General features: G+C 49.4%; 11 protein-coding genes. 7 read left to right on the forward strand and 4 right to left on the reverse strand.

All coding sequences use genetic code 11. The annotated features are described in order from the left end of the window. Positions 1-55 precede the first annotated feature (55 nt). On the forward strand, positions 56-4,597 hold the full coding sequence (locus HMPREF0673_RS03540) for a choice-of-anchor J domain-containing protein (protein ID WP_007898086.1): 4,542 nt from the start codon (positions 56-58) through the stop codon (positions 4,595-4,597). Between the two features lie 129 nt (positions 4,598-4,726). After that, on the forward strand, positions 4,727-4,900 hold the full coding sequence (locus tag HMPREF0673_RS14100) for a hypothetical protein (protein WP_007898089.1): 174 nt from the start codon (positions 4,727-4,729) through the stop codon (positions 4,898-4,900). Between the two features lie 225 nt (positions 4,901-5,125). Here the strand turns inward: HMPREF0673_RS14100 and HMPREF0673_RS03545 are convergent, their stop codons facing one another. Further along, on the reverse strand, positions 5,126-6,226 hold the full coding sequence (locus HMPREF0673_RS03545) for a type II toxin-antitoxin system HipA family toxin (protein ID WP_007898093.1): 1,101 nt from the start codon (positions 6,224-6,226) through the stop codon (positions 5,126-5,128). A gap of 18 nt (positions 6,227-6,244) precedes the next feature. After that, positions 6,245-6,583: a helix-turn-helix domain-containing protein gene (locus tag HMPREF0673_RS03550; RefSeq protein WP_007898096.1), complete on the reverse strand. Its 339-nt coding sequence runs from the start codon at positions 6,581-6,583 to the stop codon at positions 6,245-6,247. A 197-nt stretch (positions 6,584-6,780) separates the two neighbouring features. Between HMPREF0673_RS03550 and HMPREF0673_RS03555 the strand changes: the two genes are divergently transcribed. The 5 genes from HMPREF0673_RS03555 (at position 6,781) to dnaA (ending at position 14,003) form a co-directional block, all read left to right on the forward strand. Then, positions 6,781-9,351, forward strand: a complete 2,571-nt coding sequence (locus tag HMPREF0673_RS03555; protein WP_007898098.1) for an adenosylcobalamin-dependent ribonucleoside-diphosphate reductase — start codon at positions 6,781-6,783, stop codon at positions 9,349-9,351. A gap of 168 nt (positions 9,352-9,519) precedes the next feature. Beyond that, positions 9,520-9,888, forward strand: a complete 369-nt coding sequence (folB, locus tag HMPREF0673_RS03560; RefSeq protein WP_007898101.1) for a dihydroneopterin aldolase — start codon at positions 9,520-9,522, stop codon at positions 9,886-9,888. Between the two features lie 102 nt (positions 9,889-9,990). Then, a complete protein-coding gene (locus HMPREF0673_RS03565) occupies positions 9,991-11,238 on the forward strand; it encodes an N-acetylmuramoyl-L-alanine amidase family protein (protein ID WP_007898104.1) in 1,248 nt (415 codons plus the stop codon). A 71-nt stretch (positions 11,239-11,309) separates the two neighbouring features. Continuing rightward, entirely contained in the window at positions 11,310-12,221 is a 912-nt protein-coding gene (locus tag HMPREF0673_RS03570) for an MlaD family protein (protein WP_007898106.1), read from the forward strand. A gap of 369 nt (positions 12,222-12,590) precedes the next feature. Further along, positions 12,591-14,003: a chromosomal replication initiator protein DnaA gene (dnaA, locus tag HMPREF0673_RS03575; protein ID WP_007898110.1), complete on the forward strand. Its 1,413-nt coding sequence runs from the start codon at positions 12,591-12,593 to the stop codon at positions 14,001-14,003. Between the two features lie 173 nt (positions 14,004-14,176). On the opposite strand, the gene HMPREF0673_RS03580 is transcribed toward dnaA, so the two are convergent. Next, a complete protein-coding gene (locus HMPREF0673_RS03580; RefSeq protein ID WP_007898113.1) occupies positions 14,177-16,939 on the reverse strand; it encodes a calcium-translocating P-type ATPase, PMCA-type in 2,763 nt (920 codons plus the stop codon). 113 nt (positions 16,940-17,052) lie between these two features. After that, entirely contained in the window at positions 17,053-19,197 is a 2,145-nt protein-coding gene (locus tag HMPREF0673_RS03585; RefSeq protein ID WP_007898116.1) for a fibronectin type III domain-containing protein, read from the reverse strand. Positions 19,198-19,255: the final 58 nt, after the last annotated feature.

The following is a 19,255-nucleotide window of genomic DNA, read 5'->3' on the forward strand; positions in this document are numbered from 1 at the left end:
CTGAATTCTCTGAACTTGCGAAAGTTCAGTAAAAATTATCCAAACATAAACGTTTATGAGCAAAACTATCAGTTTAAAGTCTTATGCAAAGACTCTTATGGCTCTGACCGTCATTGCTGCCCCTATCGGGGAGACAATCGCCCAAACCAATAAGGTGCCGGCGGAGGTTGTGGCACGACGTCTTGCCAACAAGAAAGCAAAGCAGCAGAACCCAACAGCTGCTGCAAAAAAGGCAAAGGCAGCGGGCGTACAGCTCTACGGCTACGTATTGCAGAGCGACGAGCGCGACCCGGGTCTGTACAAGTTTACAAGCAACAATGCCGCAAGCATCAGCCTTGTCAGCGACAACGTACACTGCTACAACGCTGCGACATACGTGCAGGGCACTTATCTGTCTTCATGGTTTGAGGAGAACGATACACAGGTTAAGTTCCCTATCCACTTCTACGAGTACGGCACCAACACATGGCAGATGAAGATTGACAAGCCAAGCCCAGAGCTGGCTTACACAGCCATTTCTATGGACCTCACCTTCGACCCCGAAACACAGCAGGTGTACGGTCTGTTCTCCGACGACGACTACACGGGCACGTACAAGACATTGGGCAAACTCATCACAACCTATTGGGGCGAGAACGACTATACATCTAATAGCGAGACTATCGGCGAACTGCCCGAGTCGATGGTGGCTATCACCAGCAACAAGAGCGGCGACCTCTACACCATCGGCAGAAGCGGTAAACTCTACGCTGTGAATAAGTATAGTGGCGCAGCAACAGTGGTTGGCGATACGGGCTACAAACCGTTCAAGCTCTTCCAGAGCGCAACATGCGACTACTCTACGGGCAAGATTTATTGGGCTATGCTCGATAAGGACGATTGGGCGACACGCATCATCGAGATTGACCCTGCTAACGGCAAGGGAACAGAGGTGTGTAACTTCATCGACAACTATGCTTACGACCAGATTACGGGTCTTTACATCAAGCAGGACCTCACGCTGAAGGCGGTTCCGCAGACAGTGAGCAACCTCTCTGTCGACCTCACCGGACTCACAAGCGGCACAGTGAAGTTCACCATGCCTACAAAGGACGTGAAGGACCAGGCACTCAGCGGCTCGCTGAAGTACACCGTGCGCTTGAATGGTGTTGTAGCAAAGACGGGTACTGCAGCCGCAGGTGCAGCTGTCACAACCGACTTCACCACCACAATCAGTGGTATGACAAGCGTTTCTGTCACAGCAGAGATTGCCGCAAGCGGCACCACACCAGCTGCAGTGAGCGCACCAGTATCGCAGAGCGTGCGCCTGGGCTACGACCAACCGAAGAAGCCAACGGCTCTCAAGGCTTCGGCGAAGGGACAGAACGTCACCCTAACGTGGAAGGCACCGACCGCAGGTGTCAACGGCGGCTTCTTCGATGCCGACAAACTGACCTACACCGTAGTGCGTGTAAACAGCAACGACGCGACGGATGTAACGACTCTTGCAGAGGGTCTGACCGAGAACACATACACCGACAAGATTGCTTCGCCAGACCTCACCACCTATTATTATAAGGTGGCAGCCAACAACGGCGATATGCAGAGCGAGTTTGCAGAGTCGGCTAACGTAACCATCGGTGTAAGCGTGAAGTTGCCGTACGAGAACTCTATACACAGCGAAGAACTCTTCGACCAGCTGACAGTTATCGACGCAAACAACGACAAATCGACTTGGACTTTCGATAGCGGCTATGAAGCAGCCACTTATAAGTACAACGCAGAAAACGCGGGCGACGACTGGCTCGTATCGCCAGCAGTGAACATGAAGAAGAACGCAGCCTACAAGTTCTCGTTCGATGCCGTTAACACCTATCCTATTGAACGTGTGGCTGCGGCTGTTGGTTTGGCTCCTACAGCAGAGGCTCTCACCGAGGAGATTGTCGCACCGACAGACATCACAGCCGACCCGCGTCGTCACACCCTTACTGGCACATACCGCGCTAAGGAGGACGGACTGCACTACTTCGGTATCCACTGCGTGAGCGAGGCAAACCAAAGCACACTCTACGTAGACAACATGAAGATTACGGAGGTGCCGGCAACAGCACCAGAGGTGCCAGCTAACTTCAAGGTTGTGCCAGGTGATAAGGGTGCTTCTTACGCCAACATCAGCGTGCAGGCACCAACCACAACCATCACTGGTGCTGCGCTTTCGGGCAATGTGCAATTGAAACTCTTCCGCGACGGCACAAACATCACCACATTTACAAACGTCGCTCCTGGTGCAGAGCGCACATTCAAGGACGAGGGTGTAGAGTCGGCAAACCATAAGTATTCTGTAGTAGCAGTGAACGCTGCTGGCGAGGAAGGCTTGGAAGCAACAACCACCGTCTATGTAGGTCTCGACAAGCCGGGCGCAGTACGCAACCTCAAGGCTGTAGAAGACCTCAACAAGGAGGGACTCATCCACGTCACATGGGATGCACCACTCGGACTGCACGGCGGATATATCGACCCTGCCGGACTTACATACTACATATCTATAGGTAGCTCTTCCGAAGACGTATCGCTCGGCAACAAGAACTACTACGACGAGCAGCTCAATATCAAGAGCAAGCAGGAATACACTGGCTACAGTGTCTACGCTGTGAACAGCAGCGGTGGCGGACGCGAGCAATGGCAGACCGTAACCGCAATCGCCGGACCGGCATTGAAGGCTCCGATGATTGAGTCGTTCAAGAACTGCACAATGAAGAGCGGACCATGGATCACGAACATGACCAACGGCGAGATTGGCGATGCTTACTGCTACGCAGCAACCGAATCGACCGTCACCTTAGCACAGGACAACGACGGCGGTCTGCAGACATTCTCGGCTACAGCTGTTGGCAAGTCGGTACGTAGCGAGTCGCCAAAGGTGGACATCAAGAACATGAAGAGCCCCGTGCTCAACTTCTGGGCATACCTTAATGGCGACGGCGACGAACTGAACATCAGCGTACAGAAAGACTATGGCGAGTTTGTAGACGTGCGCCGCATCTCTACAGCAGAAGGCACAAAGGGTTGGAACCGCTTCAGCATAGACCTCACACCGTACAAGGATTGCAAATTCCTGCGCATCGGATTCGAGGGTAAAGCGGTGAAGAACCTCGACAACTTCGTGGCTTACGACAACGTAGCTATCGTTGAGAAAGCCGCTGCCGACCTCATGGCTATGAGCATCGAGACAGAGGAGAGAGTGAAGGCTGGCAGCGAGTCGGTTGTAGAATTCTCATTCCGCAACAACACCAACACAGACGTTAAGGGCACCGACTACGACATCGTGCTCTACAAGAACGACAAGGAGGTGAACCGCATCGATGGTGTTGACATCCCGTGCGATATGGTCAAGACTGTGATTATGAAGGACGTAACATCAGTTCTCGATCCAGAGGAGTCTACATATCACGCAACAGTCAACTACGCTAAGGATGAATTGCCGGAGAACAACGCCTCGGCGAAGAACGAAGTGAAGATTCTCTTGCCCGACTATCCTGTACCAACAGCTCTGAAGGCTACAGCAGCAGGCAATTATGTAAACCTTGCATGGACAGCACCCGACCTCCTCAACCGCAAACCGAAAGTGACAGAGGAATCGTTCGAGGACTACAAGACATTCAGCATTGACGGCGTTGGTGGTTGGACAATGTACGACGGAGACAAGCAGAAGACTATCCAAATCACACTCAACACAATGTTCGGACCGCTCAAGTACGACCATGCTGGCGAGCCGATGGCTTTCCAGGTGTTCAACGCAGAGAAGGCTGGCATCCCGTTCCAGACATGGGAAGCACACACAGGCGACCAGATGCTCGTAAGCTTCAGCTGCGCATCTACCGACGGCGGTGCTACCAAGGCACAGAACGACGACTGGCTCATCTCGCCGCAGCTCAATGGCGAAGCACAGACTATCAGCTTCTTCGCTAAGGCTGGCATGGGCGGAGCTGCTATTCCAGAGCAGTTCGAGGTGCTCTACTCAAAGACAAGTAAGGCAATAGCCAACTTCGAGAAGCTCAGTGACACGGAGGATGTGAACAATGTTCAGAAATGGGAGGAGTACCAGTACCGCTTACCGGCTGGCACAAAGTACTTCGCTATACGTTGCGTCTCAAACAATAAGTTCGCTCTGCTCATCGACGACATCAAGTTCGTTGAGGCAGACTCTAAACCTGAGGAATTGCAACTCAACGGCTACAACGTCTACCGCGACGGCAAGAAGGTGAACAAGTCGCTCATCAGTGGCGAGAGCTTCACCGACAAATCGCTCAGAGAGTCGGCTAAGTACGGCTACGTAGTAACAGCAGTCTACGACAAGGGCGAATCGCTCGCTTCTAACCTTGCAGAAGTAGAGGTTACAGTAGGCATCAACGATATCGATGCAACAGACGTGAACGTGAACGTTGAGTATCGCTCAATCGTCATCACTGGTGCAGCTGGTAAGACCATCGATGTCTACACCACCGATGGTGCACTCGTAGCACAGCGCACAGCCACCGACACAGAGCGCATCAGCCTCTCACGCGGTATGTATATCGTGAAGGTTGCAGGCGTTACATATAAGGTTCTTGTGAAGTAACAAATAGGGGTACGGTATCACGCCGTGCCCTTTTTTATTTATTATAATTCTATAATCATGAAATCAAAATACCTTTACGCAACTCTCGGAATACTCGCGCTGACCACACCAGCGATGGGCTAACTTGTTGTGACCGTGCTGCCGGGCAAACCGTATATCGACGCAGCTTACGAGCAGAAGGCAGAATGCGGCGTGAAGATCTCCTGGAGCGAGCCGAAGCACATCGCCGACGGCACAAAGGCAGAGAGCGTGTTCATCGTGAAGAAGAACGGAAAAGCGAATAAGGTATTAATTAAAAAATAATATTATAGCTTTACATTTGCTTAAATTGTAACTGTTTCTCATCTGTAGGACCATCAGCTGACGAATGTGGAGAAGGAAACTATATGGTTCCGATTTCAATGGTTGATTATTGTCCTGTTAATCAAAACTTCTTGTTAATAGATAGATAATAACAATAAGGATGGACTGCGCAGACTGGTAGATGGCTGGTAGATAAAACAGCTATCTACTAGCCTTCCTTTTCCTTTATTGTTTTATAATATTCTCAATCTCATAGTACAGTTCTCTACACCTTTGCTCTTGCATTTTATTCTTTACACCGACAGCAATCATATCTTCTATGGATGGATGAGCCGAATTGTTTACCGATGTAGCGTGTTCGCCATTATATCCCTCTGTGCAATGAGTAAGGTCGTATGCGGGAGCCAAATGCCAGTGCCATTTGTTTTCCTTGTCTTTGGTAACTATAAAGCTGAAATTCTTGCAATGATCGTCTTTGTTTTCGGCAATATAATTGAACACCATTCTACGATACATTTGTTCCACATCCTTATAATTCTGTGTGAGATAGCCCGTCAGTGCCAAAAGATTAACATAGTCAAGCACAGGGTTGCTAAGAGATATAGATAGCAAGCCTCCTGCAGTCGCTGTGTGTATGCGTTCACCGTCAGCTGTTATGTCAAAGCGACGGGTTGTGAAATATTTGTCATCAATCAGTTTGAAGTCGGGTACGATAATGCCGCATCGTCGTGCTTTTTCGTTATAGGCAAACTCCTGTCTGCCCATATCTTGTGGATCATAAGTATGGCGGAATTTGATAAGCCAATGTCCTTCTTTGTCAGAGAATATGGCCTTTGGTCTGCAACCTCCACTATTGCCACTATTGTATAGAAGTAGTCCTGCGTCTGTGTCTTGCTGTTCTCTCAATACTTCAAGGGCTTTTTCCTGTAAAAGGTCGAAATCTTGCAGTTCCATTTCTCTTTCTACAAAGGTCTCAGGCTCATAAGTTAAAGCTCCCATACCACCTTTTCCTACTAAGCTTAAGCGGTCGAGTGCAGAGAGTTCGAAGTCATTAATGCCTATTTTCAGTAATGTCTTGTGTAGAAGATAGCGGCCATAACCGTCAGGCAAACTGTCTTCGAAGATGCCAAAGTTGCCATTGAAAGGATTTGGTTGAGCAATAAAAAGTCCTGGTTTCAATGGTAATTCCAAGGGAGAAATGCTGAACCCTTCTGTCAGCCATAGTGTATCGTATTCGAAGACACAACATTTCTCGTCGGCAGTTAATGTTAATGTGCCGACCTTTTTGTTGTGAAACTTAACTTGTAATGATTCTATCTTTTTCATAATCAACGTAAGCTCGTTTTATCTCTTATAGGCTTTTTTCTTGTTCATGTTTCGCTTTATCTCTTGCAGTTCTTCCATTGTGTCATACTTCTGTTGAGAGAAGATATGGCGGATTTCGGAAGTATACTCTAAAGCCATAGCAATGCCTATTAGGTTTTTGAGTGATATGAGTCCTTTCTGTTCAAATCTCACAATATTGCTCACAGCAACCCCCGACTTTTCTGCCACTTGTTCGCGGGTTAGATTTTTCTCTATTCTACGACGGCGGAATTCGGCAGCTATCTCCTTGGCAATCTCGTCTGGATTGTCGTGTAGATAGTTGTCCAATATTGCCAATATCTTATTCGTTTCTGCCATAATCGATGATTTATTGATAATATATTATCGATTGCGAAGTTACACTTTTTTATTGAAATGGCAAAGCCTCTTCAAGATAAAAATAGGCGCGCCGATCAAGTGAGCGAAAAACAAGCACACATGTTTTGTAGTCTCTCCAATTTACACTATCTTTGCAAACGGAAAGACTAAATACACACTACCGAGACTAAAAACAAATGGAAAACGTAAAAACATACTCTTACGACGAAGCAAGCAAAGCTTCGCTTAACTACTTCGCAGGCGACGAACTCGCTGCGCGTGTTTGGGTGAACAAATATGCTATGAAAGATAGCTATGGCAATATCTACGAGCAATCGCCCGAGGATATGCACCATCGTCTGGCTAACGAGATAGCTCGAATAGAGAAGAAATATCCTAACCCGATGTCGGCAGAGGAAATATTCCAACTGCTCGACCACTTCCGCTATATCATTCCAGCAGGAAGCCCCATGACCGGTATCGGCAACAACTTCCAGGTGGCTTCGCTCAGCAACTGCTTCGTGATTGGCATCGATGGCGATGGCGACTCGTATGGAGCAATCATGCGACTCGACGAGGAGCAGGTGCAGCTGATGAAAAGACGCGGCGGCGTGGGTCACGACCTCTCGCAAATACGCCCAAAGGGAACGCCGGTGAACAACTCGGCTCTCACATCAACGGGCCTCGTGCCCTTCATGGAGCGCTATAGCAACTCTACTCGCGAGGTGGCGCAGGACGGCAGACGCGGTGCGCTCATGCTCTCCGTAAGCATAAAGCATCCAGACAGCGAGGCGTTCATCGACGCAAAGATGACAGAAGGGAAAGTGACTGGTGCCAACGTCAGCGTGAAGATCGATGACGAGTTCATGGAGGCTGCAGTGGCAGATAAACCATACACACAACGTTTCCCTATCGATAGCTCCAACCCTTTGGTGGAGAAGAAAATCTCGGCAAAGAAACTGTGGAGCAAAATAGTACACAACGCATGGAAGAGTGCCGAACCAGGCGTACTCTTCTGGGACACCATCATACGCGAGAGCATACCCGACTGCTATGCCGACCTCGGTTTCCGCACCGTTTCTACAAACCCATGTGGCGAGATTCCACTCTGCCCTTACGACTCGTGCCGACTGCTCTCGGTGAACCTCTACTCGTACGTGGAGAACCCATTCACGAAGGAAGCAAAATTCAACTTCGAACTCTTCCGTTCGCACGTTGCTAAGGCGCAACGCATCATGGACGACATTGTCGACCTCGAACTGGAGAAGGTTGATCTCATCATGTCGAAGATTGCTAACGACCCGCAGGACGACGACATTAAGCACGCTGAGTATCATCTCTGGGAGAAGATAAAGAACAAGAGTTCGCTCGGACGACGCACCGGCGTAGGCATCACTGCCGAAGGCGACATGATTGCAGCCATGAACCTACGCTACGGCACGCAAGAAGCCACCGACTTCAGCGTGGACGTTCACCGCACACTCGCTCTCGCTGCTTACCGCTCATCAGTAGAGATGGCAAAGGAGCGCGGTGCGTTCGAGATATTCAGTGCTGAACGCGAGGCTAACAACCCGTTCATACTGCGCATAAAGGATGCCGATCCACAACTGTACGAAGACATGAAGAAGTATGGCAGACGCAACATCGCCTGCCTCACCATAGCACCTACGGGCACCACATCGCTGATGACGCAGACAACGAGCGGCATAGAGCCTGTGTTCATGCCTGTCTACAAACGCCGCCGCAAGGTGAACCCTAACGACACGGGAGTACATGTCGACTTCGTTGACGAAGTGGGCGATTCGTTCGAGGAGTACATCGTTTATCACAAAAAGTTCCTCGAGTGGATGCGCGTAAACAACATTGACACCGAAAAGCGCTACTCGCAGGAGGAGATTGACGCTCTCGTGGCACGCTCACCTTATTACAAAGCAACAGCCAACGATGTCGACTGGCTCATGAAGGTGCGTATGCAGGGCGCAATACAGAAGTGGGTGGACCACTCCATCAGCGTAACCGTGAATCTGCCGAACGACGTAGACGAGGCACTTGTGAACAAACTGTACGTAGAAGCATGGCGTTCGGGATGCAAAGGCTGCACCATCTATCGCGACGGAAGTCGCTCGGGTGTGATGATTGCCGTGTCGAAGGCTGACAAGAAGGAGGCAAAGAAAGATAAAGAGCCAACACCAGAGAAGCCTGTAAACCCTATGCAAAACGTCGTTGAGGTGCGCCCGAAAGAATTGGAGTGCGACGTAGTGCGTTTCCAGAACAACAAGGAGAAATGGGTGGCATTCGTCGGATTGCTCGACGGCTATCCTTATGAGATATTCACTGGTCTGCAAGACGACGAAGAGGGCATCGCTCTACCTAAAACCGTCACCAAGGGTAAGATTATCAAGCAGATTGAGCCGGACGGAAAACGCCGCTACGACTTCCAATTCGAGAACAAGCGCGGATACAAGACCACCGTCGAAGGACTCTCTGAGAAGTTCAATCCCGAGTATTGGAACTATGCTAAACTCATCTCTGGCGTGCTGCGCTATCGTATGCCTATCGACCACGTCATAAAGCTCGTTAGCTCGCTACAACTGAAGGACGAGAGCATCAACACATGGAAGAACGGTGTGGAACGCGCTCTGAAGAAGTATGTTACGGATGGTACCGAAGCAAAGGGTCAAGTGTGTCCGGTATGTGGCCACGAAACACTTGTCTATCAAGAAGGATGTCTCATCTGCAAAAACTGCGGAGCATCGCGCTGCGGATAGTTTTCATAGGAGGGTATGGCATCTCTGCCATACCCACGCAGCCCCACTATCAGCAGATAGAGTAGTCATACAACGCAATCTTCAAACAATAAGTCAGCGTGGTACGGGCAGGATGCCCGTACCTCCTACTTTTTTACTTTTTTACCCTTTTACTTTTTTACTTTTAACATGCTTCTCTCCGACTCCTACATCTACATCAACGACATACGTCTGCACGCCCTCCATGGCGTACTGCCACAAGAGCAGCTTACAGGCAACGACTACATCGTTAACATTCGCATCGGTTACGACATAGCGAAAGCATTCGCAAGCGACGACGTAGCAGATACGCTCAACTACGCCGAGGTATATAACATTGTGAAAGAAGAAATGCTCATATCCTCAAAACTCATTGAGCATGTGGCTGGACGCATCGCCAACCGACTGATGGAAGAATACGCCAAAATCACCTCAATAGTGCTCCACATTACTAAATGTAACCCACCAATGGGTGCTGATTGTCAAGGTGCTGGCGTAGAAATACATGTAAAGCGTTAAAAAACTTTTCCTTTCTGCGTGGTTTTTCAATTTATTTCCTAACTTTGCAAAGACTTAGTAAGCCACAAATAGGCTTAATGACGGATAAAGAGGCGCTTATATATGGCAAAAAAGATACTTCTAATATTAATACTCATCATATCATTTGTGACTGGCATAGCAGGCGCAAATAAGAAATTCACACTCGTAATCGACCCTGGACACGGCGGCAGAGATAGCGGAGCACCAGGTGCTTTCTCTGTTGAGAAGAACATCAACCTCAACGTAGCATTGGCTTTTGGACGCTACGTAGAGCAGAACTGTCCAGATGTACGAGTAGTCTATACACGTAAGACAGATGTCTTTATACCGCTCTACGAACGTGCCAATATAGCAAACAACTGTAAAGCCGACCTATTTATATCCGTACACACCAACGCCCTGAAGGGTGTACATACAGCACGTGGCTTCGAGACATACACGCTCGGCGACGGACGCTCGCACGCCAAAGAAACAAACCTCGAAGTGGCAAAACGCGAGAACTCTGTAATATTTCTTGAGAAAGACTACAAGCAGCACTACGTTGGCTTCGACCCGAACTCGCCGGAAAGCAACATCGTGTTCGAGCTGATACAAGAGAAAAACCTATCGAAGAGTATCGACTTCGCAAAGATGCTGCAAAAGCACGTTTGCCGTGGTGCAAATCGTCAGAATAAAGGCGTACATCAGCAGAACCTTGCCGTGCTGCGACTCACCTCTATGCCAGCATGTCTCATTGAGTTGGGATACATCTCTACACCCGACGAGGAACGTTTCCTCAATAACAAACAGAGCATCGACATCATGGGGCGTGCAATATACAACGCCTTTGCCGAATACAAAAACAAATACGACAGAGGCATCACCGTGCCATACAAGACGATGTCGCAACCGCTGCAAGAGACTTCTACAGAGAACACAGAGAAGCCTAAGACAACAAAGCCTGTCGAAACGCCAACACAAGAAAGCGCAACGACAGAGGCTAAACAGCCCGAAAACAAAACAACACCTCAACGCCAAAATACACCACAACAAAACGTGGTCGTAGACGACAATAAACCTGTCTTCAAGATACAGATATTGGTTAGCAGGAACAAATTCAAAGCTAATAACAAGGTATTCAAAGGCATTACAGATGTCGACTTCTATGAAGAAAACGGCATGTACAAATATACTTGCGGTGCGTCAAACAACTACAACAATGTGTACCAAAGACGCAAAGAAGTGGTAGCAGACTTTCCCGGCGCATTCATCATAGCCTTCAAGAATGGCGAAAAGATAGATGTAAACGCCGGAATACGCGAGTTCAAGAACAACAGAAGCACAAAATAGATTAATTTAGTAGCTGCAGGAATTACGCTTGCACGATTATATCAATAATTAGAAACAAAACAACCCACAATATGAAAGCACTCACAAAAGAAGTAAAAATTGCGTTAGTAGCAATAGCCGGAGTAGTAATACTGTTCTTCGGTATGAACTTCCTCAAGGGATTAAATCTGTTCTCGTCAACTAACGACTACTACATAGAGTTCGACGATATTAGCGGGCTCTCAACATCAAGTCCCATCTACGCCGACGGCTACAAGGTAGGCACTGTAAAGTCGGTAATCTACGACTATTCTAACGAGCACCCGATACGCGTTGTCGTAGGTCTTGACAACCAGATACGCATACCGAAGGGAAGCTCGGCAGAGATTGAAAGCGACCTCATGGGCAACGTCAAGGTGAACCTTCTGCTCGCCACAAACCCTCGTGAGCGCGTTATGCCAGGAGAAACCATCAGCGGTGTTATGCAAAATGGTGCTATGGGCAAAGTTGCAGCAATGGTTCCGACCATCGAAAAGATGCTGCCGAAGCTCGACAGCATCCTCGGAAGCCTAAACACACTGCTCGCCGACCCTGCTTTGGCACAATCGCTGCACAACGTACAGACCATAACGTCAAACCTCACCACCTCTACAGTCGAGCTGAACACACTGATGCGCACCCTCAACAAGAACGTGCCAACAATGATGGCCAAGGCAAACATCGTTCTTGATAACACCACAACGCTCACCAACAACCTCGCTGCGCTCGACCTCGCTTCTACAAAGCAGCAGATTGACCAGACCCTGAGCAACGTGAACGACGTGACAGCAAAACTCAACAGCAAGGACGGCACTGTAGGCTTGCTCCTTAACGACCCGGGACTGTACAATCGTCTTAATGCAACTGTGACACACGCCGACTCGCTGATGATCGATCTCAAGCAGCATCCGAAACGCTACGTACACTTCTCTGTCTTCGGAAGAAAAGACAAAAACAACAAGTAAGCGAGATGCGTGGTATTTAGATTTGATATAAATTAACAACGTCAAGTGTTTCACGCACAAACATCACGTACAACGTTGTTTTTCAGATGTATTTAGTAATTGTTGGCAAAATGTTTCACCGAAACATAATACACCCCGCCAACAAACACTTAACACACAGAATATCAACACATTAACCCTTTCAAGCAACACTCAAAGGGTTCTAAATAAGGGAAAAAGCTAACTCGCAGATTACTAACACGTTATGATATATTGAACAAGCATTTAAGAAAAACTTATTTGCGCACATCAAAAATTATAACTAACTTTGCAAACGGAATTATAACAACATGGTCGAAAGACTGCTTTAAAAACAATATTACATAGCCAATGAATGTAAGTCCTAATGTGCTTTGGGACAAATGTCTTGCGCTCATACGCGAGAATTTATCAGAGCAACAATTCAACGCATGGTTCAAGGGAATCGTCTTTGAATCCTTCAACGAGGAGACAAAGACGGTGCTGCTACGCGTACCGAGTCCTTTCGTGTACGAGTACCTTGAAGAGAACTATGTCGACTTGTTGCGCAAGGTCCTTACACGCAACTTTGGACAAGGCATTAATCTTTCGTACCGTATTGTTACAGACAACGAGAATAAAAAGACACAGACCATCGAGAGCGACGAGCCGACCGACGAAGCATTGAAGCCACGTCAGCGCGAAGGCGTAAATCAGGCTCCTACTATGCTTGATGCCTCACCCGTGCAGCAAATTGACTCGCAGCTGAACCCGCACCTCACCTTTAATAATTATATAGAGGGCAACAGCAACAAGCTGACACGCTCTATCGGTCTCTCTATTTCGGAGCATCCGCAGATGACCAGCTTCAATCCGTTCTTTGTTTTTGGACCTTCTGGTTGCGGAAAGACTCACCTTATCAACGCTATGGGCGTAGAGACAAAGCGCATGTATCCCGAAAAGCGAGTGCTTTACATCAGCGCACGTCTGTTTGAGGTGCAGTACACTAATGCTGTGCTCCGCAATACTATCAACGACTTCATCAACTTCTACCAGACGATAGATGTACTCATCGTAGACGACGTGCAGGAGTGGGAAGGCAAGACCGGTACACAGAACACGTTCTTCCACATCTTCAACCACCTGTTCCGCAACGGAAAGCGAATTATCCTCGCCTGCGACCGCCCACCAGTTGAACTGAAAGGCATGAACGAACGTCTCATCACACGCTTCTCAAGCGGACTGATTGCAGAGATGGAGAAGCCAAACGTGCAGCTCTGCGCTGACATTCTGCGCCGACAGATAAAGCACGACGGTCTGAACATTCCGGAGGATGTCATCGAGTTTATTGCTTCTACGGCTAACGGCTCCGTACGCGAACTGCAGGGTGTGATTAACTCGCTTATGGCATATAGCGTTGTCTACAATTGCGACATCGACATGCAGCTTGCGCAACGCATCATCAAACGTTCGGTGAAGGTGAACGAAGAACCGCTCACCATCGACGAGATTATCGAGAGCGTATGCCAGCACTACAACGTAACGACGGCAAACGTCAACAGTCGCAGTCGTAAGAAGGAATACGTGATGGCACGCCAGGTGTCCATCTACCTCGCACAGAAGTACACGAAGCTCTCTGCAAGTCGCATCGGAAGAATGGTGGGTGGACGCGACCACGCCACGGTCATCTATAGCTGCAACCAGGTAGAGCAACGAATAAAGATTGACAAGAAGTTCTCAAGCGAGATTTCAAGTATAGAGAATTCATTCAAAATGAAGAACTGACAATTCTATTGCACAAGCAATTTGAATTGTCAGTTCTTTTTTTACTCCCGTATTATTACCACGCTACGGCAACATTGTTTTAGTGCTACGGCAACATTGTTGTAACGCTACGGCAAAGATCAAGTACTTTTAGGTTGGTGCAGTGGCGACCGCTGCGCCCCATAAAAGACACCTTATTTTGTTCTTCGCAACAAGCTCCAAAGCTCTCTAATCCACAGCACGAACGAGGAGCCGATAACAATTATTACCCAGTCAATGAGCTTCAGACTAACCACATTGAAGAAACGCTGAACGCCTGGCAACTCCACCATACACACTTGAGTGACGAAGATGAGCGTGCTGATGAAGACGAGGCCATTGCAACCCTTCAGATGCAGTGCGCTTCGCTGCGTTTGGAAGGCGCGCGCATTGAAGAGGTAGAAGAAGTGGGTCATCACGAAGATGGTGAAGAGCAGGGTCAGCTCATAGGGTGTGACGGGGGTGTGCGCTCCTAACTGTAGATGCAGGAGGTCGGTGAGTTGTTGTATGTCTGCGTGTTCGAAGATGTACAGCAACGTGATGAGCAGCGCAAAGAAGAAGCCCCCTACCCCAACTATTTCTGCAAGCATCGGTCGGTTTATGATAAATGCATTGCGGTTGCGTGGTGGGTCGCTCATCACTGCCTCTGATGGTGGTAGCGATGCGAGTGCCATTGCTGCGAATGTGTCCATTATGAGATTTATCCAAAGCATCTGGGTGACGGTGAGTGGTGTCTCCGTGCCCATCAGCGCACCGCAGAGCACAAGCATACACGCTGTGACGTTTACCGTGAGTTGGAAGAGTAGGAAGCGTTGTATATTTTGGTAAAGCGAGCGTCCCCACATCACAGCTTTGCAGATGCTTCGGAAGGAATTGTCAATGATGGTGATGTCCGATGCTTCTTTTGCTACAGAGGTGCCGTCGCCCATCGAGAGTCCGACGTGTGCTGCTTTGAGGGCAGGTGCATCGTTGGTGCCGTCGCCGGTGACTGCTACCACTTGGTTCTTGCGCTGCAAGGCTTCGACGAGCCGCCTTTTGTCCATCGGGCGAGCACGAGATATTATTTTTATGTCCATTACCACAGCATCGAGTTGCGCATCAGTAAGCGCAGCAAACTCAGGTCCGTTAATTATGTTTTTACCCGTATCCTTGTCTGTCCACAACCCAACCTGACGACCTATTTCCTTAGCCGTCTCGGCTGTGTCGCCGGTGACTATCTTCACGTTTATTCCTGCCTTCAGACACTCCTTTATCGACTCTGGTACTTCCTTGCGCACGGGGTCAGCGATTGCTGCTATACCAAGGAAGCGGAGCTGTGATGCAGAGGTGGTGAGATGTTGTGATGGTGACGTGGTGAGATGTTGAGATAGTGAAGGAGTGTCGGTTACGTCTTTGCAGGCGAAGGCGAGGGTGCGCATGGCACGCTGCTGATACTGCATGAGCTGTGCGTAGACTTCTGCTTGTGGCGGTGTGCCTGCTGTGGATGCGCAGAGGGCATAGACTATTTCGGGCGCACCCTTGACGTAAAGCATCCGTTTGCCGGGCATGAGGACTGACTCAACGATGGTAGCCATGAACTTACGCTCAGTAGTAAACGGCAGTTCCTCAACCACCCTCGCCTGCTCCCGCAGGGCTTCGTAGTCGATGCCTTTGTTGTGCAGCCACAGGAGAAGTGCGCCTTCGGTGGGGTTGCCTAATACGGATGGAGAAGTAGGATTGGAGAAGTCGAGCGATGCTGTGGTGTTGAGGGCTATATTTTCCTTAATTTCGTTTGATAAGTCGGAAGAATTAAGCAATATCTCGTCAGCGTCAATAATCGGTTTGTCAGCTTCGCCACCACGATAGAAGCACGCCTTCTCTACACTCATGCGATTCTGTGTCAGTGTGCCTGTTTTATCGGTACAGATAACGGTGGTGGCACCCATTGTCTCGCAGGCGTGCATACGGCGGACCAGGTTGTTGGTCTTCAACATTCGGCGCATACTGTAGGCGAGGCTCAGCGTGACTGCCATAGGCAGACCTTCTGGTACAGAGACGACGACGAGTGTCATGGCTATCATCAGTGTCTGCAGGATGTAGGCTATGAAAGCGAGTGGGTCGACATCGGCGAAGGAGAAGCCGTACTGCGCTAAATACATCACGATGCGCGCCACGACGACAGCTATGCCTATGCTGCATGAAAGACGGCTCACCCACTTGCCGAGCCAGTCGAGCTGCTCGTTGAGCGGTGTCTTCACGCTATTGTCTATCTGCGCAGCCTTGTACACCTTACCATTCTCGGTGGCATCGCCGACTGCCGTAACCTGCATCAGAGCATGGCCTTCCATCACCTTAGTGCCGCGCAGCACGCGGTTGCTTGGATATGTAGCCTTGGAGTCGAACTGTGCAGGATTGGTGGTTTTATGGCAGAGCGGTTCGCCAGTAAGCGTCGACTCATCTACAGAGAGTTGCGTACACAGTAAAAGGTCGCCGTCGGCAGGTATCTCGCAACCAATGCCGATACGCACCACGTCGCCCACAACCACATCGCGCTTTGCAATCTGCGTGTGATTACCAGAGCGAATTACCTCCACTGGTTCATCGTCGCTCACCTGATTGAGCACGCTAAACTCCTTGTCGGCTTGTGTCTCGAAATAGAAGGAGAGCCCTGTGGCAAGGAAGATAGCCACAAAAATGCCTACCGGCTCGAAGAACACCTCTGCGCCTTGGTGCAGTCCATTGTACTCGTAGATGGAAATGGCAACTGAGAGTACGCCAGCGATAAGAAGAATAATGATGAGTGGGTCGCGGAATTTCTCCAAAAACTGCTTCCAAAGCGGCGTAGCGGGCGGAGGAGTGAGCACATTCACGCCGTGCTTGGCTCGGCTGTGGGCTACTTGTTGTGGGGTAAGACCTGCGTAATGGTGTTGTGGGTTCATAATAGTTTATTGTTTACACACAGAATTGATAAGAGGGTATGGCAAAATACCATACCCTCTTGATGTTTGTATATTAAGGCAGCTTTGACACAGCAAAGATGCCATACCCTCACTTAGAATGCGAGCTTGATGGTCTGCTTGCCCACCTTCACGATATACTTGCCGTGTGCGGCTGCGCTGAAGGTAACGGTTTCGGCGCAACTACCATCAGATGCTACGAGCATACCATCCACTGTGTAAAGAGCCACTGCTGCACGCTCAGGGTTGCTAACCACGATGTTGTCGCCCTGGAGGTGTACTGTTGCGCTTGAGGAGCCGAGCGTAGCAGCGTTCACATCGTTAGTGAGTGGGCAGAAGCCTACGTGCTGCAGGTCTGACCAACGACTCTGGAGGAAGGAAGCACTCGTGTACTGGTCTCCACCATCCTTCACGCGTACAGATTGTGCCTGATGGTAAATATCGCGCTCGTAGGCTTTCGCTGGAATGGTGACATCAATAGTGGTTGTCTCGCCAGTGCCAGGAACGAGCCAGTTGCGGTAGTGGAATGGGTCGAGGAAATATTCGCCTTGCTTGTATTCCTGATATATTGCCAGGTCGCTGAGGTAGAGGTTGCCTGGTGCCCATGTGGCGTAGATGCCAACGATAGAGCGTGCTGTACCTGTGGTGAAGTTGCAGTCGTAGCGTTGCCACTTGTCAGTCATCTCGCCTCCTCCGGCGTATATCAGTTCGCTCTGCACGTAGTCAGCCTTCTCTGCATCGTAGTTGAAGAGGGCTACGGCTGCTTTTGGATGTGCTTCGTAGGCTTCAAGGTATTCGCCACACGCCTTAAGGTTAACTCGGAATTTGCCTCCGTCCTTAGAGAGGTCGAGTTCTGGGGAGATGAGTCCGGCATCGCTCTTCGCCTCGACAGTCCAGAAGCCATCGATGGTGAGGGCATCTTTATAGATAGCATAGTGAGAAACAGTCCATCCTGCCTGTCCTACTTCATCGGCAAGGGCACCACGATCGAGAGTGTATGATGTTGGGTTGTCAACAGAGTTTTCTACCTCTTTATCGTCGCTATACTTCATGCCAACGAGGTTAAGGTGAGAGATGACCATTGCGCCGTCCTCCTTAGCCTGGTTCTTGTAGTAGGCGATGTAGTTGTAGCGTTCGGCTCCGCCTACGTTCTTCCACTGAGCAGAATACTTATCCTCGTTGATAGGAGTAGAAACAGAGACAACTGGCTCTACGATGCCCTTCACTTCGATTTCGTCAGACGGCATAGATACCTTGTCACCCTTCTTTGCGCTGACTGTGTAGTAGTAGATGGTACCGGTGACAGCGTTGTCTACGGTGCATTTGTTGTCTTTAACCTCTGTATCCTTCTGGATATAGTTCTGAGGTTTGCCATTAGAGTCCTTGTCGTAAACGTTCAGTACGTAACTTTCAGCTCCGTCTACGGCACTCCAGCTGAGATCGAACTTAGCTGTATTGTCATCAACACGAGCGTAGTTCTTGTGTGGGTTAGGTGTCGGTGTAGCTACGTACTGCTCAATCTGGAAGACACGAACATTGTCGATGAGCACTGGTGCGGAGTAGTTGACGATGTTGAACATGGTTGTCTTGCCGCCACCGTAGAACTGAATGGTGTATGTCTTCCATTCGGTGGTGAGCTGTGGCAGGTTGCAGCTGCTAAGGAAGCGCCATGATGGCGACATATTGTTTGTCTCGGCAGCCTCAACAGTGACGTATTCTACGATTTCATTGCTCTTGGGCACACGTGCGTCGAACTGCAGGAAGCAGATGCCGGTGTTGGCAGAGACGTTGAGTAGCGGAGTGTTGAGCTGTCCGTTATAGCTGTCATTTCCAGCTTCATTCACATAAGCATCGAGGTAGATGGCACCGCCTGCCGGGTAGGCGTTGTGCGAGCCCCAGTCGGGTGTATGCGTAAAGTCGGGCAGCATATTGAGCCATGCGTTGTCGTGCATTTCATAATCGTTCAGTGTGGCATCGAAGTCGGGTTCGTCCTGTGTGCCGGTTGTCATCTTGGAGAAGTCCTCCTTAAGGATGTCAACCTCTTTGCCATAGTCGGCTGGTGCGTTCTTTACACTCACCAAACGTGGTGTTCTCTCAACTGATTTCGGTGCCTTCATCATCGAAGCTACGGTTGTAGACGGGAGAGTAGCCGCAGAGCGGTCTCTCATTTGTGCACCGGCTGATGCGGTCAGCATTGCGAGCGCACCAACGAGAAATACTTTCTTGGTAAAGTTCATCATATTTTTCAGGTTTTTGGTTGAGAAAATTAAGAACTTGTTCTGCGAAGCCGATGCTGTG

The sequence above is a fragment of the Leyella stercorea DSM 18206 genome (assembly GCF_000235885.1).
GTDB lineage: Bacteria > Bacteroidota > Bacteroidia > Bacteroidales > Bacteroidaceae > Prevotella > Prevotella stercorea.